25 protein-coding genes are annotated in these 24605 nt (G+C 72.3%); 7 read left to right on the top strand and 18 right to left on the bottom strand.

From position 1 onward, the window contains the following. The first annotated feature begins 319 nt into the window (after nucleotides 1-319). On the top strand, nucleotides 320-1234 hold the full coding sequence (sigJ, locus tag ACFXJ5_RS33965) for an RNA polymerase sigma factor SigJ (protein WP_384639872.1): 915 nt from the start codon (nucleotides 320-322) through the stop codon (nucleotides 1232-1234). Then, nucleotides 1231-1734, top strand: a complete 504-nt coding sequence (locus ACFXJ5_RS33960; RefSeq protein ID WP_384639869.1) for a cupin domain-containing protein — start codon at nucleotides 1231-1233, stop codon at nucleotides 1732-1734. The genes sigJ and ACFXJ5_RS33960 overlap by 4 nt, the downstream gene beginning before the upstream one ends. Before the next feature lie 4 nt (nucleotides 1735-1738). On the opposite strand, the gene ACFXJ5_RS33955 is transcribed toward ACFXJ5_RS33960, so the two are convergent. Further along, nucleotides 1739-2485, bottom strand: coding sequence for an SDR family oxidoreductase (locus ACFXJ5_RS33955; RefSeq protein ID WP_384639866.1), 747 nt, complete (start codon nucleotides 2483-2485; stop codon nucleotides 1739-1741). 172 nt (nucleotides 2486-2657) lie between these two features. Between ACFXJ5_RS33955 and ACFXJ5_RS33950 the strand changes: the two genes are divergently transcribed. Next, entirely contained in the window at nucleotides 2658-3422 is a 765-nt protein-coding gene (locus tag ACFXJ5_RS33950; protein ID WP_384639864.1) for a GntR family transcriptional regulator, read from the top strand. 1 nt (nucleotide 3423) lies between these two features. Here the strand turns inward: ACFXJ5_RS33950 and ACFXJ5_RS33945 are convergent, their stop codons facing one another. The 3 genes from ACFXJ5_RS33945 to ACFXJ5_RS33935 form a co-directional block, all read right to left on the bottom strand. Further along, on the bottom strand, nucleotides 3424-5049 hold the full coding sequence (locus ACFXJ5_RS33945) for an alpha/beta hydrolase (RefSeq protein ID WP_384639862.1): 1626 nt from the start codon (nucleotides 5047-5049) through the stop codon (nucleotides 3424-3426). A gap of 144 nt (nucleotides 5050-5193) precedes the next feature. Beyond that, nucleotides 5194-6351 (bottom strand): ROK family protein, encoded by a 1158-nt coding sequence (locus tag ACFXJ5_RS33940; protein ID WP_384639860.1) that lies wholly within the window; start codon nucleotides 6349-6351, stop codon nucleotides 5194-5196. A 710-nt stretch (nucleotides 6352-7061) separates the two neighbouring features. Next, complete coding sequence (locus ACFXJ5_RS33935; RefSeq protein ID WP_384639993.1) at nucleotides 7062-7337, bottom strand: hypothetical protein; 276 nt, start codon at nucleotides 7335-7337, stop codon at nucleotides 7062-7064. Here ACFXJ5_RS33935 and ACFXJ5_RS33930 point away from each other — a divergent pair. Beyond that, nucleotides 7237-7596: a CAP domain-containing protein gene (locus ACFXJ5_RS33930; protein ID WP_384639857.1), complete on the top strand. Its 360-nt coding sequence runs from the start codon at nucleotides 7237-7239 to the stop codon at nucleotides 7594-7596. The two genes, ACFXJ5_RS33935 and ACFXJ5_RS33930, sit on opposite strands and share 101 nt — an antisense overlap. A 3-nt stretch (nucleotides 7597-7599) precedes the next feature. Here the strand turns inward: ACFXJ5_RS33930 and ACFXJ5_RS33925 are convergent, their stop codons facing one another. The 10 genes from ACFXJ5_RS33925 to ACFXJ5_RS33880 form a co-directional block, all read right to left on the bottom strand. Then, nucleotides 7600-8547: a polysaccharide deacetylase family protein gene (locus tag ACFXJ5_RS33925; protein WP_384639854.1), complete on the bottom strand. Its 948-nt coding sequence runs from the start codon at nucleotides 8545-8547 to the stop codon at nucleotides 7600-7602. Between the two features lie 100 nt (nucleotides 8548-8647). Then, nucleotides 8648-9202, bottom strand: coding sequence for a G/U mismatch-specific DNA glycosylase (gene mug, locus ACFXJ5_RS33920; protein ID WP_384639979.1), 555 nt, complete (start codon nucleotides 9200-9202; stop codon nucleotides 8648-8650). Next, complete coding sequence (purB, locus tag ACFXJ5_RS33915; RefSeq protein ID WP_384639851.1) at nucleotides 9199-10629, bottom strand: adenylosuccinate lyase; 1431 nt, start codon at nucleotides 10627-10629, stop codon at nucleotides 9199-9201. Before purB ends, mug begins: the two co-directional genes overlap by 4 nt. An 80-nt stretch (nucleotides 10630-10709) precedes the next feature. Continuing rightward, nucleotides 10710-11480 (bottom strand): SGNH/GDSL hydrolase family protein, encoded by a 771-nt coding sequence (locus tag ACFXJ5_RS33910; protein ID WP_384639849.1) that lies wholly within the window; start codon nucleotides 11478-11480, stop codon nucleotides 10710-10712. Nucleotides 11481-11492: 12 nt separating this feature from the next. Next, nucleotides 11493-12503 (bottom strand): hemolysin family protein, encoded by a 1011-nt coding sequence (locus ACFXJ5_RS33905; RefSeq protein ID WP_384639846.1) that lies wholly within the window; start codon nucleotides 12501-12503, stop codon nucleotides 11493-11495. Beyond that, nucleotides 12500-13876 (bottom strand): hemolysin family protein, encoded by a 1377-nt coding sequence (locus tag ACFXJ5_RS33900; RefSeq protein ID WP_384639843.1) that lies wholly within the window; start codon nucleotides 13874-13876, stop codon nucleotides 12500-12502. Before ACFXJ5_RS33900 ends, ACFXJ5_RS33905 begins: the two co-directional genes overlap by 4 nt. Before the next feature lie 128 nt (nucleotides 13877-14004). After that, nucleotides 14005-14430 carry a GNAT family N-acetyltransferase gene (locus ACFXJ5_RS33895; protein WP_384639841.1) on the bottom strand — a complete coding sequence of 142 codons (426 nt, stop codon included), beginning with the start codon at nucleotides 14428-14430 and terminating at the stop codon, nucleotides 14005-14007. Nucleotides 14431-14473: 43 nt separating this feature from the next. Beyond that, on the bottom strand, nucleotides 14474-15316 hold the full coding sequence (locus ACFXJ5_RS33890; RefSeq protein WP_384639838.1) for a TIGR03621 family F420-dependent LLM class oxidoreductase: 843 nt from the start codon (nucleotides 15314-15316) through the stop codon (nucleotides 14474-14476). Between the two features lie 18 nt (nucleotides 15317-15334). Further along, nucleotides 15335-17902 carry an ABC transporter permease gene (locus tag ACFXJ5_RS33885; RefSeq protein WP_384639835.1) on the bottom strand — a complete coding sequence of 856 codons (2568 nt, stop codon included), beginning with the start codon at nucleotides 17900-17902 and terminating at the stop codon, nucleotides 15335-15337. A gap of 7 nt (nucleotides 17903-17909) precedes the next feature. Next, nucleotides 17910-18710 carry an ABC transporter ATP-binding protein gene (locus ACFXJ5_RS33880; RefSeq protein ID WP_384639832.1) on the bottom strand — a complete coding sequence of 267 codons (801 nt, stop codon included), beginning with the start codon at nucleotides 18708-18710 and terminating at the stop codon, nucleotides 17910-17912. 136 nt (nucleotides 18711-18846) lie between these two features. Here ACFXJ5_RS33880 and ACFXJ5_RS33875 point away from each other — a divergent pair, with 136 nt between their 5' ends. Together ACFXJ5_RS33875 and ACFXJ5_RS33870 are read left to right on the top strand one after the other, a co-directional pair. Further along, nucleotides 18847-19074 (top strand): antitoxin, encoded by a 228-nt coding sequence (locus ACFXJ5_RS33875; protein ID WP_127355905.1) that lies wholly within the window; start codon nucleotides 18847-18849, stop codon nucleotides 19072-19074. Then, nucleotides 19071-19442: a fic family toxin-antitoxin system, toxin component gene (locus ACFXJ5_RS33870; RefSeq protein WP_127355904.1), complete on the top strand. Its 372-nt coding sequence runs from the start codon at nucleotides 19071-19073 to the stop codon at nucleotides 19440-19442. The genes ACFXJ5_RS33875 and ACFXJ5_RS33870 overlap by 4 nt, the downstream gene beginning before the upstream one ends. Before the next feature lie 84 nt (nucleotides 19443-19526). Here ACFXJ5_RS33870 and ACFXJ5_RS33865 read toward each other — a convergent pair whose 3' ends face one another. From ACFXJ5_RS33865 to ACFXJ5_RS33850, 4 genes are all read right to left on the bottom strand, one after another. Further along, nucleotides 19527-20123, bottom strand: a complete 597-nt coding sequence (locus ACFXJ5_RS33865; protein ID WP_384639828.1) for a DUF4865 family protein — start codon at nucleotides 20121-20123, stop codon at nucleotides 19527-19529. Nucleotides 20124-20139: 16 nt separating this feature from the next. Continuing rightward, nucleotides 20140-20703: a TetR/AcrR family transcriptional regulator gene (locus ACFXJ5_RS33860; RefSeq protein ID WP_384639825.1), complete on the bottom strand. Its 564-nt coding sequence runs from the start codon at nucleotides 20701-20703 to the stop codon at nucleotides 20140-20142. Between the two features lie 39 nt (nucleotides 20704-20742). Further along, entirely contained in the window at nucleotides 20743-21414 is a 672-nt protein-coding gene (locus ACFXJ5_RS33855; RefSeq protein WP_384639823.1) for a class I SAM-dependent methyltransferase, read from the bottom strand. 128 nt (nucleotides 21415-21542) lie between these two features. Further along, nucleotides 21543-22223, bottom strand: coding sequence for an esterase/lipase family protein (locus ACFXJ5_RS33850; protein ID WP_384639820.1), 681 nt, complete (start codon nucleotides 22221-22223; stop codon nucleotides 21543-21545). A 145-nt stretch (nucleotides 22224-22368) separates the two neighbouring features. On the opposite strand from ACFXJ5_RS33850, the gene ACFXJ5_RS33845 reads away from it, so the two are divergent. Then, on the top strand, nucleotides 22369-24555 hold the full coding sequence (locus ACFXJ5_RS33845; protein ID WP_384639817.1) for a LuxR C-terminal-related transcriptional regulator: 2187 nt from the start codon (nucleotides 22369-22371) through the stop codon (nucleotides 24553-24555). Nucleotides 24556-24605: the final 50 nt, after the last annotated feature.

The raw sequence follows: 24605 nt of genomic DNA, 5'->3' as shown, positions 1-24605 counted from the left end.
GCGTGGGCCCGGCCAGCGGCCCCGACCGGGCGCCCCCGTCCCGGTCGGGGCTCTTGTCTGCCCTACTTCCCTACCCGCCGCGACCAGCGCCATGGTGAAGAACGTGGCGAAGCCACCGCGTATCTCACGTGGGAAGGTCGAACCCCGCTCCGATATCCGGATCGCCGGTATGGGATGGGTTTCTGCGGCGTTACGGGCGTGATTCGGCCCCCTGGCGCGATGTGACGCCTCCCCGGGCGACCGAGGGTGGCTCGTACCCGCCCGCCAAACCCGCGAACCGGCGCGCGGGCGGGGCCCGGAGGATGTGAGGATGGGAGCCGTGACCGACGACATCGCGGCAGACGTCTTCGAGGAACACCGGCAGATCCTGACCGGCGTCGCCTACCGGATGCTCGGCCGCTTCGCCGACGCCGAGGACGTCGTCCAGGAGACCTGGCTGCGCTGGGTGGACGTCGATCACGACGACGTACGCGACCCCCGCGGCTACCTCGTGACGATCACCACCCGCCTCGCCATCGACCGGCTGCGCCACGTCCAGTCACGCCGCGAGACCTACACCGGGCCCTGGCTCCCCGAGCCGGTCGCCACCGACTTCGAGCACACCGTCCCCGACGCGGCCGAGCGCGTCGTGCTCTCCGAGTCGGTCTCCCTGGCGATGCTGGTCCTCCTCGAGTCCCTCTCCCCGCTGGAACGCGCCGTGTTCGTCCTCCGCGAGGCCTTCGGCTTCCCGTACGCGGACATCGCCGTCACCCTCGACCGTGCCGAACCCGCCGTACGGCAGCTCGCCGGCCGCGCCCGCCGCCATGTCGAGGAACGCCGCCCCCGCTATGACGCCGACCCCGTCGAGACCGCCCGGGTCACCGAACGCTTCCTCGCCGCGGCGGTGGGAGGCGACCTGCGAGGACTGCTGGCGATGCTCGCGCCGGACGTCCGCCTCATCGGCGACGGCGGCGGCGTCCAGAAGGCCCCGCTGCGCATCATCGAGACCGCCGGCAAGGTCGGGCGGTTCCTGCACGGCATCGGCCGCCAGTCCGTCCCCGAACCCGGCTTCGCCCTCCGGGAGATCAACGGCGCGCCGGCGGTGCTCGTCACCTCACAGGGCAGGCCGCACACCGTACTCGTGCTCGAGGTCACCGACGGGCTCGTCACGACCGTCTACATCCTCACCAACCCCGGGAAGCTCGGCGGCGTCAGGTCGCAGCACGCGGACGGCGATCCGTCCCTCCCGGCATGAGCGGCGGTGACGAGTTCAGGCTGCGCGACAACGTGCTGGTCACCGTCCTGCGCAGCGGCAGGGACAACGGCGGCCGGCTGCTGGAGATCGAGAGCACCTTCCCGCCGGGCGTGGCCGGGCCGCCCGCCCACCTGCACAGCAGGGAGACCGAGGAATTCACCGTCCTGGACGGGCGGTTGTGGGTGCGGATCGGCAGGCGGCGGCTCCACCTGGAGCAGGGGCAGAGCGCGAGCATCCCGCCCGGGACGGTGCACGCCTTCGCCAACCGCTCCGACGCCCCCGTCACCTTCCGCGCCGTCTCCACCCCGGCCGGAATCCTGGAGCAGATAGTGCGGCTTCAGGCCGAAGCCGGCCGCACCCCGGTGCTGCGCATCGCGCGGCTCAACCACGGCGAGGACCAGACCTTCTTCCTTGCCGGCCTCCCGCGACCGGCTCAGCGGCTGCTCTGGAACGCCCTCGCGGCCCTCGCCCGGGACCCCGGCGACCGGCCGCACACGTGACCGCCTATCGCCCCCCGGCGACGCGCAGCACCGTTCCCGTCGTGTACGACGCCTCCGGCGACAGCAGCCAGTCCACCGCCGCCGCGACCTCGTCCGGCTCGCCCGGACGCCCGAGCGGGACGCCCGACGCCATCCGGAACGGCCGCTCCGCGTCACCCATCGCCGCGTGCATGTCCGTCAGAATCACCCCGGGCTGCACCGAATTGACCCGAATCCCGTCCGGCCCCAGCTCCTGAGCCAGGCCCAGCGTGAGCGTGTCGACGGCCGCCTTGCTCGCCGCATAGTGCACGTACTCGCCGGGCCCGCCGAGCGTCGCCGCCCGCGAGGAGATGTTGACGATCGCCCCGCCGGCGCCTCCGTACCGCGTGGACATCTCACGCGCGGCCCGCCGGGCGCAGATCATCGCGCCCATCACATTGACGTCGACGACCCGCCGCATGACCTCGACCGGCGTCTCGGCGAACCGCCCCAACGGCCCGGTGACCGCGGCGTTGTTGACCAGCCCGGTGACCGGGCCGAGTTGTTTCCTCACCGTGTCGAAGAGGGCGTCGACCTGCTCCTCGTCCGCGGTGTCGACCCGCACCACGACGGCCTCGCCGCCCGCCTCGCGGACCCGTGCCGCCACGGCCTCCGCCGCCTCGCGATCTTGTGCGTAACCGATCCCGACACCGTGCCGCCGGCCGGCCAGCCGCAGAGCGATCGCCGCACCGATACCCCGGCTTGCGCCGGTCACCACCGTCACCGAACCCATGGCCGAAACGTTATCGCGGTATACGAACAGTCCGTGAACACCCGTCCCCAAAGCGCCACAGGCCCCGTTCGCGATCGAGGATTGGTCTTGACCAACGGCAGGCGACCGCCCTATGGTCGCGTAATAGTGCAAGGACCTTTAATAAAGAGCGGTTCGGAAATCGGAGGACAGGGTGGGGACCACGCAGCTCGAAACGGTGCCGGAACCCAAGTACTGGCACCTCAAGACCGTGCTCGCCGACGCTCTGGACTCCGAGTTCTCGGTGGGCGAGATCCTGCCCAACGAACGTGAGCTCGCAGCCCGCTTCGGCGTCGCCCGCGCGACCCTGCGCCAGGCACTGGAGCAGTTGGAGCTGGAAGGCCGGCTGCAGCGCCGCCGCGGGGTCGGTACGACCGTCGCGCCGCCGCGCATGGGAGTCTCCGTCGGCCCATCGCAGGGTGAATGGCCCGGCGTGGGCGGCGACGCCTGGCGCACCATCGGTTGCGTGGAGGCGGCAGCCCCCGCCGTCGTGGCGGCAGCCCTCGGTACGGACCCGGAGCGGCCCGTGCACACCATCCGCCGCCAGCGGACGATGCGCGGCCAGTCGGTGGCGACCGAGCTGCTCTACGTACCGTCGGACTCGGTCCCCGCGCTGCCGGGGAATCTCAGCCCCGCCGCCCACGCGCCCGCCGTGCTGCGGGAGTTGCACACGCTGCAGTTGGCCGGTGAGGACCGCGCCGTCGAGCTGGGCTCGGCACGCGCCGAGGACGCCAAGCAGCTCGACCGGCTGCCTGGCGCCCCCGTTCTGGTCGTCACCACGCGCTATGTGAGTGACGGCCGCGTCGTCGCCGTCGCGGTGGCGACCTACCGCGCCGACACCTGCCGGCTCACCTTCGGCGACAGCGGCGTGGAGATCACCCACCACGACGAGGACGAACGCGGCCTGGCCGCTTCCTGACTCAGTAGTAGCGGCCCGAATTCGCGTCCTGGGCACCGTGCGCGCCCGTCGGGACGGGCAGCGGGTGCCCGGTGCAGCGCACGTCGTGCGCGTCCGTGCGACCGGTCAGCAGATAGTGGTCGACGCGGTCGTTGAGGCACCGGTTGCGGAAACTGATCAGCCCGTGCGAGCCGCGCCCCACTTCGGTGACCAACCGCGACCCGGGCAGCCGGTGGTGCAGCGAGACCGCGCCCCCGTACGGTGTCGCCGCGTCCCGCTCGGACTGCAGGAGGAGCACCGGCGGCAGCCCCGCGTGCGGTGAGACCCGCACATCCACCGGGTGCGACGACGGGACCGGCCAGGACTTGCACGGCAGGTTCAGCCAGGCGTTCGACCAGGTCTCGAAGGGGTACCTCTTGGCCAGCCGCGAGTTGTCCCGCTCCCAGGTGTTCCAGTCGCGCGGCCAGGGCGCGTCGCCGCACTGCACCGCCAGGTACACCGCCTCGCCGTTCTCGTCGTCCTTGGCGGTCCTCGGGTCGGGGGTCGCGGCGGCCGTCAGCGGCTTCGCGTCGCCCCGCAGGTAGCTCGACAGCTGGTAGGCGAAGGGCACCCACTGCGGGTCGTAGTACGCGGCCTGCACCGCCCGCCCGTGCAGCTCGCCGGGACCGACCTTCCCGCCGGCGGGGTGCTTGGCCAACCGCTGCATGGCCCGCTCGAAGGAGGCCTGCACCCGCGCGGGCGTCGTGCCGAGCCGGTAGACCTTGTTGTGCCGGGCGGCCCAGGTCCGCCAGTCGGCCCAGCGCCTCTCGAAGGCGATGTCCTGCTCGAGGTTGGCGCCGTACCAGATGCCGCGCGGGTCCGGGTCGACGACGCTGTCGAGGACCATGCGGCGCACGTGCGACGAGAACATGTGCGCGTACACCGCGCCCAGATACGTCCCGTACGACACACCGAAGTAGTTCAGCTTCGGCTGGTGCAGCGCCGCCCGGATCACATCGACGTCCCGCGCGATGTCCGCCGTGGTCATGTGGCCGAGCAGCGCGCCCGAGCGCTTGAGGCAGCCCGCCGCGACCGCCTTCGCCCTGGCCCGCTCGCGCCTCTTCACCGCCGCGCCGGGATGGCGTGGATCGGCCGTGGGCGCCTGCTGGAACTGCGACGGGGGCACACAGGAGATCGGCGCCGAGTAGCCCACCCCGCGCGGGTCGAAGCCCACCATGTCGTACGTACGGGCCGTGGCCGCCCAGATCTGCTTGGTGGGCGACGGCATGTCCGCCTGCCCGAGCCGGGGGAACCACAGCCCGGAACCGCCCGGGCCGCCGGGGTTGAACAGCAGCGGGCCCTGGCGTCGCTTGGCCGGGCCCGACGCCTTCAGCCGGCTCACCAGCAGCGAGATCTTCCTCCCCTCCGGGTGCCCGTAGTCCACCGGAACCTGGACCCGGCCGCACTGGATGGGAGCCTTGAGGCGCGTGCCGGTGGGGCACGCCCCGAAGGCGATGCCTGCCGCCGCGGCCTGCTCGGCGGCCACGGTCACGCCCGCGGTCCGCAACTCGTCGGAGGTCGGGTCCGGCGTATAAGCGGCGGCCGGGGAAGCGGTCAGCGCCCCCGCCGCCAGTACTACGGACACACCCAGGATGACTGCTCGTCGCACGCGGGACGCCCTCTCACCGGCCGCGACCGCCGTCCTGGCGGGCGCGACAACATGATCGCCAATGAGAGGGATCGTCGGCTGGTCCGACAAACCGGCAAAACAGGCATGCCGGAGAGAACCGTCAAGTTCCCCCGAATGCCTTGCTCAGCGCAGCGGGAAGGACGTACGAGCCACCGCGAACAGCTGCTCCTCGACATGGTCGAGCGCCAGCCGCAGCGCGCCCGTCGCGACCGCCTCCTGGCCGAGCGCCGACAGCGTCACCTTCGGCGGCAACAGGGTGTACCGCGTCAACTGCTCGCGCAGCGGCTCCAGAACACCGTCCAGGCCCGCCGCCCAGCCGCCCACCACGACCAACTCCGGGTCGATCGCCAGCACCAGCGCGGCCACGTCGTGCACCAACCGGGCCAGGAAACGGTCCAGCGCCTCCCGCGCCTGCGCGTCGCCCTCCTTGGCAAGCGCGAAGACCCGGGCCACCGCGGGCTCGTCCAGGGGGTGCAGCGGCTCGCCCGTCGTCGACAGCAGATGCTCCGGCGTCGCCTCCCGGCCCAGCAGATGCAGCGCCCCGATCTCCCCGGCCGCGCCCATGAACCCCCGGTGCAGCCGCCCGCCGATCAGTGCCCCGGCCCCCGGACTCAGCCCGGCCAGTACGAAGACCACATCGTCGGTGCCTGTCGCGGCGCCCTTCCAATGCTCGGCCACGGCCGCCAGATTCGCGTCGTTCTCCACCAGCACCGGACACCGGAACGAACGCCGCAGCCGCTCCCCGAGCGCCAGCCCCGTCCAGCCGGGCAGCGCCGTGCTCAGCCGCACCACGCCGTCCGCCTGGATGATTCCCGGGCTCCCCACCCCGACCGCCCACAAGGTGCTCCGCGCCACCCCGGCCCTGCGCAGCAGCTCGGCGACCGTGCCCCGGATCCGCTCCAACCGGTCCTCCGCCGAGGCGTTTTCGGCCACCTCGTGCGCATGCGAGCCCACCATCCGCCCGCTCAGGTCCGACAGCACCGCCCGTACCTCGTGCGCGCCCACCTCGACGCCCAGCACATGCCCGGCCTCCGCATGGAACCGGAACCGCCGCGCAGGGCGCCCCTGCTTCCGTGCGTCGCCCGGATCCGCCGGCGCTTCCACCACCAAGCCCGACTCCGTCAGGCCCTCGATGACTCCCTCGACCGTGGGCCGCGACAGGCCTGTGCTCTGCACCAGCTCCGTCAGGCTGGGCGTCTGCGCATCGCGCAGGGCGTGGAGCACCACCGCGGAATTGATCCGCCTGAGCAGGGAAGGATCCCCGCCCGTGAGCCGGCCCAACGTACGTCCTCCCAGCTAGTCCCGTGTGTGGCCGGATCGTACCTGTCCCGGACGCCTGCGGCGAGCATCGGCCTCCCCTTGTTACTGACATGACGTCAACTGTCATATGCTTGAGGTTTGCCGGGAACATGGACCCGCCCATAGCGGCGGCGTGGATCGTCGGCGCGACCGCCGACAGACCCAAACCCGCGGACATTGTGACATCCGTCATATCAAATGCGGCCTCGACGATGCCTCTTAGTAGCTGCCGCGCGGCGGGCATATGAGAATTATCGGTCCCGTACTGGACATATCTCCCATGGCGTGGTGACAGCATTCGGCCCGCTCGTCGCTCGCACGCGTTCACAGGGAATCAAAAGGTTTCTGACAGTCCCACAGATCCTGCCGGGGACTCCCGGTGCCGGAGCAGCACGCCCGTGCGTCCGTAGCAAGGCCTCTCCTCGCTACGAATCCGGGTAGTACTCACGGCTCGTTGCCTCTGTGCGCAGCTCTCCCAAGAATGACCGGGCCGCAGGTCACCGCCGGTGGCCGACGCCGAAATACCGAGTGAGGTCCAGGATGAGCCAACACCGCAGGAAGCGGCACTACCGGAAGATGGCCGTCGTCGCGGTCGCCATAACCGCCGTGGGCGTGCCCTCCGTCGCCATGGCCTGTATGGACCGGCAGGGCGACGCAGGCACTCAGTCCTACGGCCATTGGAAGAGTGCGTCCTACTCCCACAGGTGGGCCCATGGGAAGACCTGGGCGACCCCGAAGCCGACGGCGACTCCGACCCCGAAGTCGACCCCGAAGTCGACCCCGAAGCCGACCGCGAAGGCGACGCCAAAGTCGACTGCGAAGCCGACCGCGACGCCGTCGCAGAACCCCTCCAGTGCCACCGCACGCGTGGTGGCGCTCGTCAACAGCGAGCGCAGCAAGGTCGGGTGCTCGGCGCTGGCCGTGAACGCGAAGCTGACGAAGGCCGCCCAGAGCCACAGCACCGACATGGCCGCCAACCAGACGATGTCGCACAACGGCTCCGACGGATCGTCCCCGGGCACCCGCATCACGCGCGCCGGTTACACCTGGAGCACCTACGGCGAGAACGTCGCCTACGGCTACGCCACGCCCGAGAGCGTCATGGCCGGCTGGATGTCCAGCCCCGGTCACAGGGCGAACATCCTGAACTGCGCGTTCAAGGAGATCGGCGTCGGCCACGCCCAGCCCGGCGACTACTGGACGCAGGACTTCGGGACCGCCCGGTAGGCCTCAGCGCTGCGGGAAGGCGTACGTGTAGCCCGCCGCGTCCAGCCGGTCCAGCAGCGTTCCCAGCGCCTCCACGGTCTGCGACCGGTCGCCACCGCCGTCGTGCATCAGCACGATCGCACCGGGCTTCAGCTCGGCGTTGATGTTGTTGAGGATGACGTTGACACCGGGGCGCTTCCAGTCCTCCGAGTCAACGCTCCAGCCCAGCGGACGCAGCCCGTGGTCGGCGGCGATTCCGCGGATGGCGGGAGAGAAGTCACCGCCGGGTGCGCGGTAGTACCAGAGCTTCGCGCCGGTCCCCGCCGCCGCGCCGATCTCGTGCTGGGCGTCGACGATCTCGTGCTCGTTGTAGCTGAAGGACTTGTGGCTCTGGGCTTCGTCGTGGTGCACGGAGTGGTCGCACAGCCGGTCCCCGGCCGCGGTGATCTTCTTCACCAGGTCGGGGTTGGCCTGGGCGTTCGGTCCTATCTCGCAGAATGTCGCCTTCGCGTGATGCTGCGCGAGCAACGCCAGGATCTGCGGGGTCCAGCGCGGGTCCGGACCGTCGTCGAAGGTCAGGGCCACCGACCGGCCGCCGCCCGCCACACTGTCCTCGATCGTCCCCGCGGTCGCCGGACCGCTGGAGGCCTTGCCGTCGTCGGCCCGCTGCTGCCGGGACGCCGCGGACGGTCCCGAGTGTTCGGCGGCCCGGGAGGGGCTCGCGGGGACCGCCGACGGTGTGGCGAAGTCATGGCGAGCCCGGTAATCCGGGCGCGGCGTGGGCGCGGGGTGTGTCCTGGCGACGGCGGACGGTGGAGCGGACGTCCATGGTGCGACCAAGGCCGCGGATCCGCTCGACGTGCCGTGTGTGCCGTGTGTGCCGTGCTGAGTACCGCATGCCGCGAGTGCGGCACCGGCGATCGTCGCTGCGAGGACTACGCAGGTCCCCTTCGCGCTGGTCGTCAGCGCCACGTGTGTACCTCCCTGGATCGGCCGCAGCCCAGGTTAGGAACAGGTGGCGGATTCGCCCAAAGGATTCGCCCGAAATGTGACGAACCAGGCATCTGCCCCGTCAGGCCGCCGGCGGGGCGGCGGCGAGGCGCAGGCGCCCGTACTCCTCGGCCATCGCGGCGGCCGTCCAATGCGCGTTGAGGCCGCTGGGGTTCGGCAGCACCCAGATCCGGGTGCCGCCGATCGTCCGCTCCTGCGGCCCGATAACAGCCTTCCGCTCGCCGAACGCGACCCTGTAAGCGGTCACACCGACCACCGCCAGCCAGCGCGGCTCGTACCGCCGCACCGTCTCGACGAGTACGCGGCCGCCGTCCCGCAGTTCCTCGTCGCTGAGCTCGTCCGCCCGTGCCGTGGCCCGCGCGGCGACATTCGTGATGCCGAGGCCGTACGACAGCAGCTCGCGCTGCTCGGCCGGCCTCAGCAGTCGCGGGGTGAAGCCGGAGGCGTGGAGCACCGGCCAGAAGCGGTTGCCCGGGCGGGCGAAGTGGTGGCCGGTGGCGGCGGACAGCAGCCCGGGGTTGATGCCGCAGAAGAGGACGTGCAGGCCGCTCGCGACCACGTCGGGGATGGTGCGGTCGCGGGCGGCGAGCAGCTGCTCCCGCGTGGGGAGCGTCAGAGGATCGCCCCGGGGGAGTAGGCGGCCGCCTGCGGGTGGCGCTCGGCGACCTCGCCGATCCGGCGGACGACCTCGGCGACCTGCTGGGAGGCGGCGCCGGTGAAGGAGAGCCGGTCGGCCATGAGCGCGTCGAGCTGGGCCCGGTCGAGCGGGATGCGCTCGTCCTCGGCGAGGCGGTCGAGGAGCTCGTTGCGCTCGGCGCCCTTCTCGCGCATGGCCAGGGCGGAGGCGACCGCGTGCTCCTTGATCACCTCGTGGGCGAGCTCGCGCCCGACGCCGGCCCGGACCGCGCCCATGAGGACCTTGGTCGTGGCCAGGAACGGCAGGTAGCGGTCCAGCTCGCGCGCGATCACGGCCGGGAAGGCACCGAACTCGTCGAGCACCGTCAGGAAGGTCTCCAGCAGGCCGTCGAAGGCGAAGAAGGCGTCCGGCAGAGCGACCCGGCGGACCACCGAGCAGGAGACGTCGCCCTCGTTCCACTGGTCGCCGGCCAGTTCGCCGACCATCGAGGCGTACCCGCGCAGGACGACGGTCAGTCCGTTGACCCGCTCGCAGGAGCGGGTGTTCATCTTGTGCGGCATCGCGGAGGAGCCGACCTGGCCGGGCTTGAAGCCCTCGGTCACCAGCTCGTGCCCGGCCATCAGCCGGATGGTCTTGGCCAGCGACGAGGGCCCGGCGGCCAGCTGTACCAGCGCGGTGACGGCGTCGTAGTCCAGGGAGCGCGGGTAGACCTGGCCGACGGAGCTGAAGGTCCGGGAGAAGCCGAGGTGGTGGGCGATGCGCCGTTCCAGCTCGGCGAGCTTGGCCGTGTCGCCGCCGAGCAGGTCCAGCATGTCCTGGGCCGTGCCGACGGGGCCCTTGATGCCGCGCAGCGGGTAGCGGCCGAGCAGGTCCTCGACCCGCTCGAAGGCGACCAGCAGCTCGTCCGCCGTCGTGGCGAAGCGCTTGCCCAGCGTCGTGGTCTGGGCGGCGACGTTGTGCGAGCGGCCGGCCATGACCAGCTCGGCGTGCTCGGCGGCGAGCTTGCCGAGCCGGGTGAGGACGGCCACCGTACGGTCGCGTACGTGCTCCAGCGAGAGCCGGATCTGCAGCTGCTCGACGTTCTCCGTGAGGTCGCGCGAGGTCATGCCCTTGTGGACGTGCTCGTGCCCCGCGAGGGCGTTGAACTCCTCGATGCGGGCCTTGACGTCGTGCCGGGTGACCTTCTCGCGCTCGGCGATGGAGGCGAGGTCGACCTGCTCCACCACCCGCTCGTAATCGGCGATGGCCTGGTCCGGGACCTCGATGCCCAGGTCCTTCTGGGCCCGCAGGACGGCGAGCCAGAGGCGGCGCTCCAGGACCACCTTCTGCTCGGGGGACCACAGGGTGGCCAGCTCCGTGGAGGCGTAGCGGCCGGCCAGGACATTGGGGATGCGGGGCTTCGTCACGTATCGAGAGTCTACTGGGCGTAGGCGCAGGTCAGCGCCTCCCCGTGTCTACGCGGGTAGCGTCGGGGTGGCGTCGGGTGTCAGCCCTCGTACGGCAGCAACTCGCCGCGCTTGGGCGGCAGGCCGTCCCCGGACGAGCGACCGGTGAGCCGGCGGCCTATCCACGGCACGAGGTGCTGCCGGGTGAAGCGCAGGTCCGCGGCGCGGCGGGCGGCCCAGGCGGGCGGCACGGCGGAGGGCAGCAGCCGGGTCCAGTCGGTCTCGGGGGCGTGGCCCAGGGTCTGCCAGACGGCCTCGGCGACCCGGCGGTGGCCCTCGGCGTTGAGGTGCAGCCGGTCGTCGGCCCACATCCGCCGGTCGCCGAGCGTCTCGGCGCCGTACAGGTCCACCACCAGTGCGCCGTGCCGCTCGGCCAGCTCGTCGATGAAGGAGAACAGCTGCTCCATGCGCGGCAGGAAGCGCGCCGCGACCGGCCCGCGCCGGATCGGGCTGCGCATCAGCACCAGCTGCTTGCAGCTCGGCGCCAGCCGCTCGACGGACCGGGCGAGCAGGGCGCAGACCTCGTCCACGTCGCATTTGGGTCGCAGGGTGTCGTTGAGGCCGCCGACCAGGGTCACCAGGTCGGCGCTCATCGCGGCCGCGGGCTCCACCTGCTCGTCCGCGATCTGGCGGATGAGCTTGCCGCGCACCGCGAGGTTCGCGTACCTGAAATCGGGGGTGCGGGCCGCGAACCGGGCGGCGACGAGGTCGGCCCAGCCCCGGTAGGAGCCGTCGGGCAGCCCGTCGGACATGCCCTCCGTGAAGGAGTCCCCGAGGGCGACAAAGCTGGTGTATGTGGCAGTCATCTCCATGGCCGGGCGATCCTATCGGGTGCCGACCAGCTCCTTGAGCACGTCCTCCATGGTGACGAGCCCGATCCCGCGCCCCTCCTCGTCGACGACCGCCGCCAGGTGGGCGCGGCTCGCGCGCATCGCGGCCAGTACGTCGTCCAGCGGCACCGCCGCCCTGACCCGGGTGATGGGGCGCAGCGCCGACAGCGGGAACGGGCGGTCCCTGGGGGAGGCGTCCAGCGCGTCCTTGACGTGCAGATAGCCCAGCACCCGGCCGTCGGCGTCGGCCACCGGGAAGCGCGAGAATCCGGATTCGGCCGCCAGCCGTTCCAGACCCTCGGGCGTGATGCGGAAGGGCGCGCGCACCACGTGCTCCGGCGGCCGTACGACCTCGCCGACCGGACGGCGGCCCAGCTCCAGGGCGTCCTGGAGCCGCAGCGCGGACCGTTCGTCCAGCAGCCCCGCCTGCCCGGCGTCGGTGACCATGCGGGACAGCTCGTCGTCCGAGAAGACCGAGGTGACCTCGTTCTTCGGCTCCACGCCCAGCAGCCTCAACAGTGAGTTCGCGAAGGCGTTGACCGCGAAGATGACCGGCCGCAGCGCCCGCGCCGTCCCCACCAGGGGCGGACCGAGCAGCAGCGCGGCGCGCTCCGGGTCGGCCAGCGCGATGTTCTTCGGCACCATCTCGCCCAGCAGCATGTGCAGATACGTGGCCGCCGCGAGCGCGATCGCGAACGAGAACACATGGATCAGCCCGTCGGGCACGCTCACCGCGTGGAAGAGCGGTTCGAGCAGATGGGCGATGGCCGGCTCGGCCACCACACCCAGCACCAGGGTGCACAGCGTGATGCCCAGCTGGGCTGCGGCCAGCAGCGGCGACAGATGCTGCAGGCCCCACAGCACACTGCGCGCGCCGCGCTCCCCGGCGTCGGCGCGCGGCTCGATCTGGCTGCGGCGTACGGAGATCATGGCGAACTCGGCGCCGACGAAGAAGGCGTTGACCACCAGCGTCAGGAGGCCGATGAACAGCTGCAGGACGGTCATCGCTCCGCCCCCGCCCCGGCGGCCGCGTCGGCGCCCTCGTCCTTGTCCTCGTCGTCGTCGTCCCGGACCTCCGGCGGCGAGACCAGCCGTAGGCGGGCCGCGCGGTGCCCGGAGTCCTCGGTGACCTCGATCAGCCAGCCGTCGACCTCGGCGGTGTCGCCGGTCGCCGGGATGCGGCCCAGTTCATGGGCGACCAGACCGGCCAGCGTCTCGTACGGTCCTTCCGGGGCGTGCAGTCCGATCTCCTCCAACTGGTCGGTGCGGGTGGCGCCGTCGGCGTCGTAGACCCGCCGCCCGGCGGAGTCCCGGCGCAGCAGCGCCAGGTTGGGGGCCTCCTGTGGGTCGTGCTCGTCGCGGACCTCCCCGACGACCTCCTCCACGATGTCCTCCAGGGTGACCACTCCGGCCGTGCCGCCGTACTCGTCGATGACCACGGCCATGCTGACCGGGCCGGACAGCCGGTCGAGCAGCCGGTCCACGGTCAGCGACTCCGGGACCAGCAGCGGTTCCCGCACAAGGGCGGTGACCGGGGTGGTGTCACGCTCCTCGAACGGCACCGCGAGGACGTCCTTGATGTGGACGACGCCGATGACGTCGTCGAGGCTGTCCCGGTACACCGGGAAGCGGGACAGACCGGTCTCCCGGGTCGCGTCGGCCACGTCCCGGGCGGTGGCGTGGTCCTCCAGCGCCTTGACCTGGACGCGGGGGGTCATCACGTTCTCGGCGGTCAGCTCCGCCAGGTTCAGGGTGCGTACGAACAGCTCGGCGGTGTCCGCCTCCAGCGCGCCCGCGCGGGCGGAGTGCCGGGCCAGGGCGACCAGTTCCTCGGGGCTGCGGGCCGAGGCCAGTTCCTCGGCGGGTTGCAGGCCGAGGCGGCGCAGGATCCGGTTGGCGGTGTTGTTGAGGTGGCGGATCAGCGGGCCGAACGCGGAGGTGAAGGCGCGCTGCGGGGCCGCCACGGTGCGGGCGACAGCCAGTGGGCGGGCGATCGCCCAGTTCTTCGGCACCAGCTCCCCGACGACCATCAGGACCACCGTCGACAGGGCGGTCGCGAGCACCAGCGCCGTCGAAGAGGCCGCCGACCGCGACAGCCCCGCGGCCTCCAGCGGACCGGTCAGCAGCTTGCCGACCGAGCCCTTGGCCAGCATGCCGATCACCAGCCCGGTGACGGTGATCCCGAGCTGCGCCCCCGACAGCTGCAACGTCAGCGTCCGTACCGCCTTGAGTGCGGCACCCGCGCCGCGCTCACCCGCCCGCTCGGCGCGCTCCAGGTCGGTGCGCTCGACCGTGGTCAGCGAGAACTCAGCCGCCACGAAGACCGCGCACGCGAGGGTGAGCAGCAGGGCGACCACCAGGAGGAGCGTTTCGATCATCGGGACACCTCGGTCCCATGATCGGCCAGGGTCGGGCGGTTCGCTCGGCGCGGACTACTCGGAGGCTCATCCATGACGCCAACCGTAAAGGATTGGCAAAGTGGCGGGCGTGCCGGGGCGCTGACGGGTCAGCCCACCAGCGGCTTCGTCCAGCGCCGCCACTGATGCTCCGGCGCGTAACCGGCCGCGCTCCACGCGTGGTGCGCCTGCTCGTTGCGCTCCCGCACCATCGCGTCGCCGCGCCGGCCGCCCAGCTCGGCGAAGCGCCGCTCGGCCGCCTCCAGCAGCGCGGTCGCGATGCCCTGCCTGCGGTGGTCCGGGTGCACCGCCAGCCGGTACAGATGGCAGCGCCAGCCGTCGAAGCCCGCGATCACCGTGCCGACCAGTTCCCCGTCCCGATAGGCCAGCAGCAGCGCCTCGGGGTCGCGCGCGATCAGCCGGGCCACCCCGTCCACGTCGTCGCTGATGCTGGTGCCCTCCGCCGCGTACGTCCAGAACGCCAGTACCTCCGGCGCTTCGGCGGGGGCGGCGGCACGTATACGAAGATCGCTCATACGGTCAGCCAAACACCGGCTGCCAGGCGGGGGCCAGTGATTTTCACGCCCGAAGCTCCTTGATCACCTGGGCGAAGTCCTCCAGGGACGGCTCCATGACGGTGACGTACGAGAACCCGAAGCGTTCTCGGTTCGCCCGCAGCTGCGCGGCGATCTCGGCGACGGTGCCGAACAGCAGCGTCGGCAGGCCGAGCAGCTCCTCCGGACTCAGCCCAAGACGCGCGAACTCCCCGGCGGCCGCCGTGCGGTCCTCGGTGAGCACCACCCGCTGCACCAGGATGTTGAACTCGGGGTCCGTCCCCTCGCCGGCGGCGAAACGCCGCGCCGCCGCCACCCGCTCGGCGAGCGCGTCCGGCCCGAGCAGGCTCAGCGCGCCGTCGGTGTCGTGCCGGGCGCCGGTGAAGGCCATGACCTCGGCGTGCCGCGCGGCCAGGCGCAGCATCCGGTCGCCGTTGCCGCCGAGCACCAGCGGCGGGCGCGGTTCGGGCAGCAGCCGCTCCAGCTCCGCGACGGTCCGTTCCAGGTGGTCGACGCGGCTGCGCGGGGTGCCGTAGTCCAGCCCGGCCCGCTCGAACTCCTCGCGTACGTAGCCCGCGCCGAGCCCCAGTTCCAGACGGCCGGCGGTCAGCTGGTCGGTGGTGGCCACGTCGCGGGCCAGCAGCACCGGATTCCAGAAGGCGGCGTTGAGGACGAAAGTGCCCACCCGGGGCCGCTGCGTCGCCTGGGCGGCGGCCACCAGCGAGGGGAAGGGCGCGGGCCAGCCCAGGTGGTCCGGGACCAGCAGGACGTCGTAGCCGAGGGCTTCCGCGTGGCGGCACTTGCGCGCCCACTCCTCGGCCGGCGCGGACTCGAGAAAAGCCATGCCGAACCTGAACTGCCGTGCCATGAAGCCCCCTTGCTCACGTCACTCATGCGCGATGGCCGCGAGTACGTTCATACGCGAGGCCCGCAGTGCGGGCAACAGCGCCGCGACCAGCCCGACGACCACGGAACCCGCCAGCACCGCCGCCACCGTGGTCCACGGAATCGCCAGCGCCTTCATCCCCTTCAGCGCCAGCACTTCGTGCGAGGCCAGACCCCACACCAGTCCGAGACCGAGCCCCAGCACCGCCCCGAACACGGCGATCACCACCGACTCCAGCCGGATCATCCGGCGCAGCTGGAAACGCGACAGCCCGATCGCCCGCAGCAGCCCGATCTCCCGGGTGCGCTCGACGACCGACAGGGCAAGGGTGTTGACCACCCCGAGGACGGCGATGACGATGGCCAGTCCCAGCAGCCCGTAGACCAGATTCAGCAGCACCGAGATCTGGCCGCGCACCAGCGCCTTGTAGTCCGCCTGGTCCCGCACCGCGACCTGCGGATACGGCTTGAGCGCCTTCTCCAGCGAAGCCCGCAGAGCCTTCGGATCGGTGCCGGGCGCGGCGTTCACGTACAGGGCCGCGTCCTGACTGCCCGGCAGATAGCGCTCGGCGGTGGACAGGCCCATCAGCAGGGCGGCGTTGTCGCTGAAGAGCGAACCGTTCCCCGTGGTGAGGGCGCCCACCGTGAAGACGGCCCGGCGGCCGTTGGCGAACAGCACGGGCACCCGGCTGCCGATCCGCAGCCGGTGGTCGGCGGCGTACGAGTCGGCGATGGAGATCCGGCCCGGGGCGAGAGTCCGCGCCGTGTTCCCCGCCACGTACTCCAGATTGACGACGCGGTCCGCGCCGGCGCCGATGGCCGCGCCGGTCAGCTTCGCGGTGCTCCCGCTGGGCAGCGTGAGCAGCACGGGCGCGTACCGCAGCGGCACGACCGCGCTCGTGCCCGGCACCGTGCGGACCGTGTCGGTGATCTCCTTGCCGAAGGGCGTGAAGTTGGCGCCCTGCACGACGAAGTCAGCGCCGAGCGCCTTGTCGATCTGATGGTCGAACGACCTGGACATCGATGCCCCGGCTATCGACATCCCCGTGACCAGCGCGAGCCCGATCATCAGCGCGGAGGCGGTGGCCCCGGTACGGCGCGGATTGCGCAGCGCATTGCGCTGGCTGATCCGCCCCACCGGCCCGAAGACGCGGGGAAAGGCGCCGCCCAGCACCCGGATCACCGGCCGGACGAGCAGCGGCCCCACGACCACCCCCGCGATCAGCGACAGCAGGATCCCGAGCCCCAGCAGCGACGCCGCGTCCGAGGCGTCACTGCTCGCGGCGGCCCCGGCCAGCGCGCCGGCCGCCAGCAGCGTGACGACGGCCCCGCCGACGGCCCGTGCGTGCAGGGAGCGGCCGGTGCCGGCCACCTCCACGTCCGACAGGGCCGCCATGGGGGAGACCCGGGCGGCGCGCCGGGCGGGCAGATAGGCGGCCACCAGCGTCACCAGCACCCCGACCGCGTACGCCGCCACCGGCGTCGGCCAGCGGAAGACCATCTCGGCGGCGCTGATGTTCATGCCGAAGAGGCCCATCAGGCGGATCAGCCCGACCGCAAGGCCCACCCCGGCCGCCAGCCCCAGCGTGGAGCCGACCAGTCCGAGCAGCAGCGCCTCCAGCAGCACCGAACGGCGCACCTGGCGGCGCTCGGCGCCCAGCGCCCGCAGCAGCCCCAGCTCGCGGGTGCGCTGGGCGATCAGCATCGAGAAGGTGTTGACGATCAGGAACACCCCGACCAGGACCGCGATCCCGGCGAAGCCGAGCATCACGTACTTGATGACGTCCAGGAAGGTGGCCAGGCTCGCGGCGTCGGACTTCGCCTGCTCGCCCTGTGTCTTGTAGTTGTAGCCCGGGCCGAGCGCGGCGACGATCCGCCGTTCCAGGGCGGCGTCGGACAGGCCGGGAACCGCGTCCGCGTCGATGGAGGTCGCCACGCCGGTGCGGCCGATCAGCCTGGCCTGGGAGGTGGGCGTGTCGAGGAAGAGCAGGGCCGCGCCCGGATTGGTGGTGGTGAAGGTTGCGATGCCCACCACCCGTACGGGGAAGGTGCCGGGCTGGGCGATGACCCGCAGGGTGTCGCCGATCCGTAGGTGCTTCCTGTTGGCGGTGTCGGCGTCGATCATCGCCTGGCCGACGCCGTGCGGGGCGTGGCCGCTGGTGAGTTTCACCGGACTGCGCGGCCAGACCGACCAGTTGGTGGCGATGGTGGGCGCGCCGGTGGTCGGGCCGACCTGCCGGCCCTGGGCGTCCACGACGGTCGCGTTCTGCACGCTGATGTCGATCCGGGCGTCCGCGATGCCGTTCACCGCCGTGACCCGGTTCAGCAGCGACGCCGGGAGCGTCGGCACCTCGCCGGAGGTGAACCGGTTGTCCTCGCTGAACGCCGTCTTCGGGCTGACCGTCACATCGGCGGCCGTCGAGGCGAAGAGCCGGTCGAAGGTGCGGTTGACGGTGTCGGAGAAGATCAGGCTGCCCGCCACGAAGGCCACCGACAGCAGTACGGCGAGCGCCGACAGCAGCATCCTCCCCTTGTGGGCGAGGAAGCTGCGCAGGGACGCCCGGAACATGGCCCGTTCAGCTCTTCCGCAGCCCGTCGAGGCCGGGGGCCTGGGGGATCCCGCCGGACAGAAGCCGCATACGTTCGAGTACCGCCTCGGCGGTCGGGCTGTGGATCTCGTCGACGATCCGGCCGTCGTTGAGGAACAGCACCAGATCCGCGTAGGCCGCCGCCCCCGGGTCGTGGGTCACCATCACCACGGTCTGCGCCAGCTCGTCCACCGCGTCCCGCAGGAAGCGCAGCACCTCGGCGCCCGCACGCGAGTCGAGGTTCCCCGTCGGCTCGTCCGCGAAGATCAGCTCCGGGCGGGACGCGAGCGCCCGCGCGCACGCCACGCGCTGCTGCTGCCCGCCCGACAGCTGCGACGGGCGGTGCTTCAGCCGGTCCCGCAGCCCGAGGGTGTCGATGACCCGGTCCAGCCACTCCTGGTCGGGCTTGCGGCCCGCGATGTCCATCGGAAGGGTGATGTTCTCCTCCGCCGTCAGGGTGGGGAGCAGGTTGAACGCCTGGAACATGAAGCCGACCTTGTCCCGCCTCAACCGGGTCAGCGCTCGTTCGGCCAACCGGGTCAGCTCCGTCTCGCCCACCCACACCCGCCCCGCCGTCACGCTGTCCAGCCCCGCCAGACAGTGCATCAGCGTCGACTTCCCCGACCCCGACGGCCCCATCACCGCCGTGAACCGGCCCCGCCCGATCTCCACGTCCACCGCGTCCAGCGCCACGACCCGCGTCTCGCCCGTGCCGTACGTCTTCGTCAGGCCCTGCGCCCTTGCGGCGGTGGCCTGGGGCCATGCTGCCGCGTCTGCCGGTGTCGACACGTTTGTCCCCCATCGGATGGAAGTGCCCGCTTGTCGTCGTACCGAACCCGAGCGTAAGCCGTGGCGGCGGGCGGGGCATCGTTCGCGAGGAGGGCAACCCTTGTCGTTACTAGCGGACCGGCGCTAGCATGAAGACATGGCCAAGACCCAGCTGAATGTGCGGGTGGACGAGACCACCGCCGCGACCGCCCGTGAGCGGGCGTCGCAGCGTGGCCTGAGCGTCAACCGCTACATAGAGGAACTCGTCCTCCAGGACGCCGGGGAGAACGGGCGCGCCTTCGTCGAGGCCGCCGCCGACTTCATGAAGCAGTACGAATCCGTCTTCGCCGAGGAGTTCGGCCCCGACCGCGAAGGCCGTCGTTGACCTTCCGCATCGATCTCGCCTGGCTTCTCATGGTCGCCGAGCACAACACCCCCGGCGACCCCCAGGTCACCGACTGGGGTGCCCTCCTCGCCGCCGTCACCCGCCACCAGGCCGAGGTCTTCGGCACCCCCGTCTACCCCCACCCCCAGGACCGCGCCGCAGCCCTCCTCCAGCTGCTCGTCCACGTTCCCGCCCTCGAGCGCTCCAACGTCATGTTCGCCTCCGCGGTCGCCTACGCCTACCTCGTCGCGAGCGGCCTCAAAGTCGCCACCTCCCCCGAACGCGTGCGTGACCTCGCCCGCCTGGTCAAGGACGGCACGGCGGGCGTCCGCGAGATAGCGGACGAGCTGAGCGGTTGGTGCCTGTAGTTCCGCTGCGGCGCCGTTGCGCGTTCCGCAAGGCGGAACAGGCTGGCACAACCCGGCCACCGGCCCGCGGCCGGCGACGCAGCCTCAGCCGGCCCACTGCCTTCCGACCGGCACCTCGTCCAGGTGCGGTGCGGAGACGTGCAGCACCTCGTACCGATCGGGGTCGGCCTCCTCCGGCGCCGCGCCCTCCCACAGGGTGAAGCGGACGACCTCCCACCGCCACGGATCAACCGCCAGCACAGAAAGGTGCACCCCGGCGGAGCCGGCCCGCGCCTCCCATGCCGCAACTGCCGAGGCGACGGCGGCCTGAGGGTCGACCCCGGCGGGGATCCGTTCGACGACGCGGCTCGCCCCGCGCGGCTGGACGTCGCGCGCCGGGCCGTGGGCGAAGGCGACGCCGGTCCAGTGGTTCACGGGCGGGCGGCCGAAGGAGTCGACGATGTTGCGGAAGCCGCCCCCGCCCCACAGGAAGCGGTTCATGCCGCCGGTGTCGTCCCAGAGGTAGAACGGCGCGTACTGGTTGACGTCCGAACGGTCGACGCCGCGCTCGCGTATGACGTAGGCCTTGAAGCCGAGCCCTTCGTCGTCATCCGTCATCCGCCCGTTCCGGGCCACCCGCTCACGGATGATCTTCATGTCGTCATCGGCCGGAAGCGTGAGCTCGTACTGCATCGCGTACATGTGAAGGAACCCCCAACTACGTGATGGCGGCGGCCAGCAGCGCGAGAAGGCCACTCACCGCCCGGTCGAACGGTTCCGCGGACCCGGCGGCGCGCGCCAGGACGTAGCCGCCCTGCAGAACGGCGACGATCGTCGCCCCCGTGTCGTCCGGATCGAGGCCCGCGTCCAGCTCGCCGCCCGCGACGCCCTCGGCCAGGACGGCGGCCAGTCTGCGGGCCAGCCAGCCGAGCGTCTCGTCGACGGGGCGGCGCAGCTGCGGGCTGGCGACGATGTCGGGATCCTGGGTGAGCCGCCCGACGGGGCAGCCGCGCAGTACGTCGCGCTCCCGCCGCAGATAGCCGGTGATGCGCTCAACAGCCGTGCCCGGCGCGGAGAGTTGCGCATCGGCCGCGGCCCGCAGCTCCTCGGCGCTGCGGCTGATGGCCGCCAGGGCGAGGTCGGGCTTGCCGGTGAAGTGGTGGTACATGCTGCCCTGGCCGACTCCGGCGCGCTGCTGGATGGCCTTGGGGCTGGTGCCGACGTAACCCCGTTCCCAGAGCAGTTCGCGGGTGCTCTCGATCAGACGGTCCACGGTCTCCATGAGCAGGACTGTACATACTAGTAGGTACAGAGGGCAAGATCAGCCGGCGGACCGCCGGGCCGTGGCCACCACATGCGTCGCGCTCGGCACCGGAAGCCACGTCTCCGGGAAGCGGATCCGCCGCAGCTCCAGCAGCTCGAACCCCGCCGCCCGCACCGCCTCGACCGTGTCCCGGCCGGTCCGGCAACCGCCGAACAGCGTCGGCCACACCGTGTGGTCGGCCGTCCACTGCAGCGCCGCCATCGGCCGCCGCTCGGCCCGGCAGTGCTCCAGCAGCCGCAGTTGGCCGCCCGGGCGCACGACCCGGTGCAGCTCGGCGAGGGCGCGGCGCTGGTCGCGTACGGAACACAGCACCAGGCAGCAGACGGCGGCGTCGAAGGCCTCGCTCTTGACCGGCAGGGCCTCGGCGACGCCCGGCACCACGTCCACCGGGACCGGCACATCCGCGCGCAGCGCCTCGTCGGCGGCGAGCAGACGCAGACGGCGCTCGGGCTCCAGGGCGACGACCTCCGAGACCGTGCGCGGGTAGTGGCGGAAGTTGAGTCCGCTGCCGGCCCCGATCTCGATGACGCGGCCCGACAGACCGGCCAGCAGTTCGTCGCGGTGCCGGGCGAAGCCGCGCCCGTCGGCGACCGGGCCGCAGCGGGCGTAGAGGCGGGCGAAGACCGGGTGGCTGACCGGCTCGCGGGTCACGCTGGTGCGCCTGGGCATGGCGGTCCCCTTTGCTTCGGCGGTGCTTCGGCGGTGCTTGGGCGGCCGTCCTCTCATTCTGCCGCCGAAACGGCCCCGGCATGCCTTGCCGGGGCCGCGCGCCGTACAGCCCTGGAGCGTTACGGCGGTCAGGCGATGAAGTCCCGCACCTGCTGGTAGACGCCGTAGTCGTTGTTCATGTCGGTGTGCGAGATGCAGCCGACCCCGACATTGGTCGCGCCGTTGAGGAGAGCGCTGCTGTTCGGGACCACGGCGTCGTCGCAGTTCGACCAGTAACTGGCGTAGCTGACGCTGCCCGGAGTCTCGTCACCGGAGTTGAGCGAGGTCAGGAAGCTGCTACCGGTGTACATCTGCGCGCAGGAGGTGTAGAGCCAGCTGCACCACGACGCCACCGAGGTCCCGTGGTTGACCCCGGCCACCGACACGAAGTCGTCCACGTACGAAGTCCCGCCGAGGTTCTTGAGGAAGTACCGGGCGCTCAGCGGGCCCATCGAGTGGGCGACGATGTCGACCTTGGACGCGCCGGTCGCGGCCAGGACCCGCTTCACCTCGGTGGCGAGCTGCGAGGCGGTGGTGACGTTCGACTGGGTCCAGTCGTACGACCAGGCGTCCAGCTCGCTCGCCGTGTAGCCGTCGGCCTTGAAGTCGGCGACCCAGTCGTCCCAGCTGCTGGCGTCGCTGCTCAGGCCGTGCACGAAGACGATGGGGTCGTGGGTCGCCGCCTGCGCGGGGGCCGCGGTGAGGGCGAGCAAGAGCGCGGCGACCACGGCGGTGATGACCGCGAGGGCGGAGCGCGTGAGGCGTTGCATGGTGCCTCCAGTTGATCGTGGGGGGTCAGGAGGAGTGTGAGGCGGTTCGCGCGCGCCGCCATCGGCGAAATCGCCGGTCTTTACGGCCAGATGACCCATCAGTAACGTCAATCGTGTGGTGAACCCTGCTTATCCTCGGGACCAGTTGTCACCGCAGCCGCTCCCGGAGGGTGTGCGGGTCCGGCTCACGCGCCTGGTGTACGACGACCACCGCGCCGTCGCCGAGCTGACCGCCACGCTGAACGGTCGCCAGGCGTCCGGGCTCGAACCGCTGCCGTACGAGCCCGTGTTGCTGGCCCCCGCCGTGCTGCGGGGATACCGAAGCCGGATCCGCCGCCTGCCCCACGACACCCGGCACCTGCTGCTGGTCGCCGCCGCCGACCAGCAGCCCGTACCGGCCCACGCCTTCCTGCGGGCCGTCGCCGCCGCCGGGCTCGACACCGCCGCCGCGGACCCCGCCGAGGCGGCCGGGCTCGCCCATGTCTCGGCGGCCGGCATCACCTTCGGGGACCCCTGGATACGCATCGCCGCCTACGAAGCCGCCCCGGCGGAGGACCGGCGCGCCACCCACGTGCTGCTCGCCCGGGTGCTCGGCGGCGCCGCCGAGTCCGCGCTGCGCTCCTGGCACCGGGGCGCCGCCGCGCTCGGCCCCAGCCGCAGGCTCACGGCGGAACTCCTCGCCGCCGCGGCCGAGGCCCGCCGGCACCGCCAACCCGCCCTGGCCCGCGCCCTGGTCCAACGCGCCGCCGAACTCTGCCCCGACCCGGCCACCGTCCCCCGGCTGCTCGCGCAGGCCGCCGCCGACGCCTGGCAGGCAGGCGACTCCGACCGCGCCCGCCACCTCGCCGCCGCCGTGCGGGACAACCCCCTGCGCGGCGTCCTCGCCCTGCGCTGCGGCACCGCCACCGACGCCTTCGACGACCTCCTCGCCGCCGCCACCGGCCTCGCCCCGAGCCGCCCCGACCAGGCCACCGAACTGCTCGCCCGCGCCGTCGAGGCCGCCATCTACACCGGCGACCTGCGCCGCTGCCGCGAGGCCGCCGCCGTCGCCCGCCACCACGGCCTGACCCCGCCCGGCACGCTCGACGGCCTCGCCGCCGCCGTCGACGGCCGCTACACCGCCGCCCGCGACGCGCTCACCGCAGCCGCCCGCCAGTGCCGGCCCGACGACGGACCCACCCACCTCATGCACAGCGGCATCGCGGCGTTACTCCTCGGCGACCACACCCAGGCCGCCTTCGCCACTGCCCGCGCCGTGGCCGCCGCCCGGGCGAACGGTGACATCGTCGCCGTACCGCAGGCGCTGGAATTCCGTACGTACGCCGAATTCTGGACCGGCCGTCCGCACGCGGCCGAGGCCGCCGCCCTCGACGCCCTCCAACAGGCCCACGAGACCGGCCAGGACAACGGTGCCTGCCACCTGCAGGCAGCGCTCGCCATGTTCGCCGCCATCACCGGCGACGCCGACACCTGCCGCGCCCGCGCCGAAGCCGCCCGCGCCCACGCCCTGCCCCGCGGCCTCGGTCTCGCCGCCGCCCTGGCCGTGTGGGCGCTCGCCTTCCTCGACCTCACCACCGGTCGCCCCGCCGAAGCCGCCGCCCGGTTCCGCGCCCTCGCCGGCTTCGGGCCCGGCCACGGCCACCGCGCCATCCGCCACCTCGCCACCCCGCACTACGTGGAGGCCGCCGCACGCACCGGCGATACGCGCGTAGCTGCCGCCGCCCTCGCCGACTACGACCGCTGGGCCACCGCCGTGCGCAGCCCCGCCGACCTCGCCCTCGCCGCCCGCTGCCGCGCCCTCCTCGCCCCCGGCGCCGAAGCCGACCAGCACTACCGCACCGCCCTCGACCTCCACGCCGCCGGCACCCGCGACTTCGAACGCGCCCGCACCGAGCTGCTCTACGGCTCCGCCCTGCGCCGCTTACGCCGCCGCACCGAAGCCCGCGACCGCCTCCACAGCGCCCTCGAGGCCTTCCGCTACTTCGGCGCCCCCCACTGCGCCGCCCAAGCCCGCGCCGAACTCCGCGCCCTCGGCGAATCCGCCGGCCCCCCGCCCACCGACATCGCCGCCCGCCTCACCGCCCAACAGCTCGTCATCGCCCGCATGGCCGCCGACGGCGCCACCAACCGCGAGATCGCCGCCCGCCTCGTCCTCAGCCACCGCACCATCGACCACCACCTCCGCGGCGTCTTCGCCCGCCTCGGCATCCGCTCCCGCATCGAACTCGTGCGACTGCTCAGCTCTGTCACCGGCCCGGACCCCGCAGGAGAAACCCCGTCGACCGGCAGCCGCCATCGGAACCGGAGGGGGTGGGGCGGGGTGGGTCCGTAGAGACGCTAAGGCGACGCAGAACGCCCAGTTCCGAGCGAGCGAGGAACAGG

Origin of the sequence: Streptomyces sp. NPDC059373, assembly GCF_042751495.1 — a bacterium.
GTDB lineage: Bacteria > Actinomycetota > Actinomycetes > Streptomycetales > Streptomycetaceae > Actinacidiphila.
Note: the sequence above shows the minus strand (reverse complement) of the source record. Positions and strands in the feature narration are given on the sequence as shown.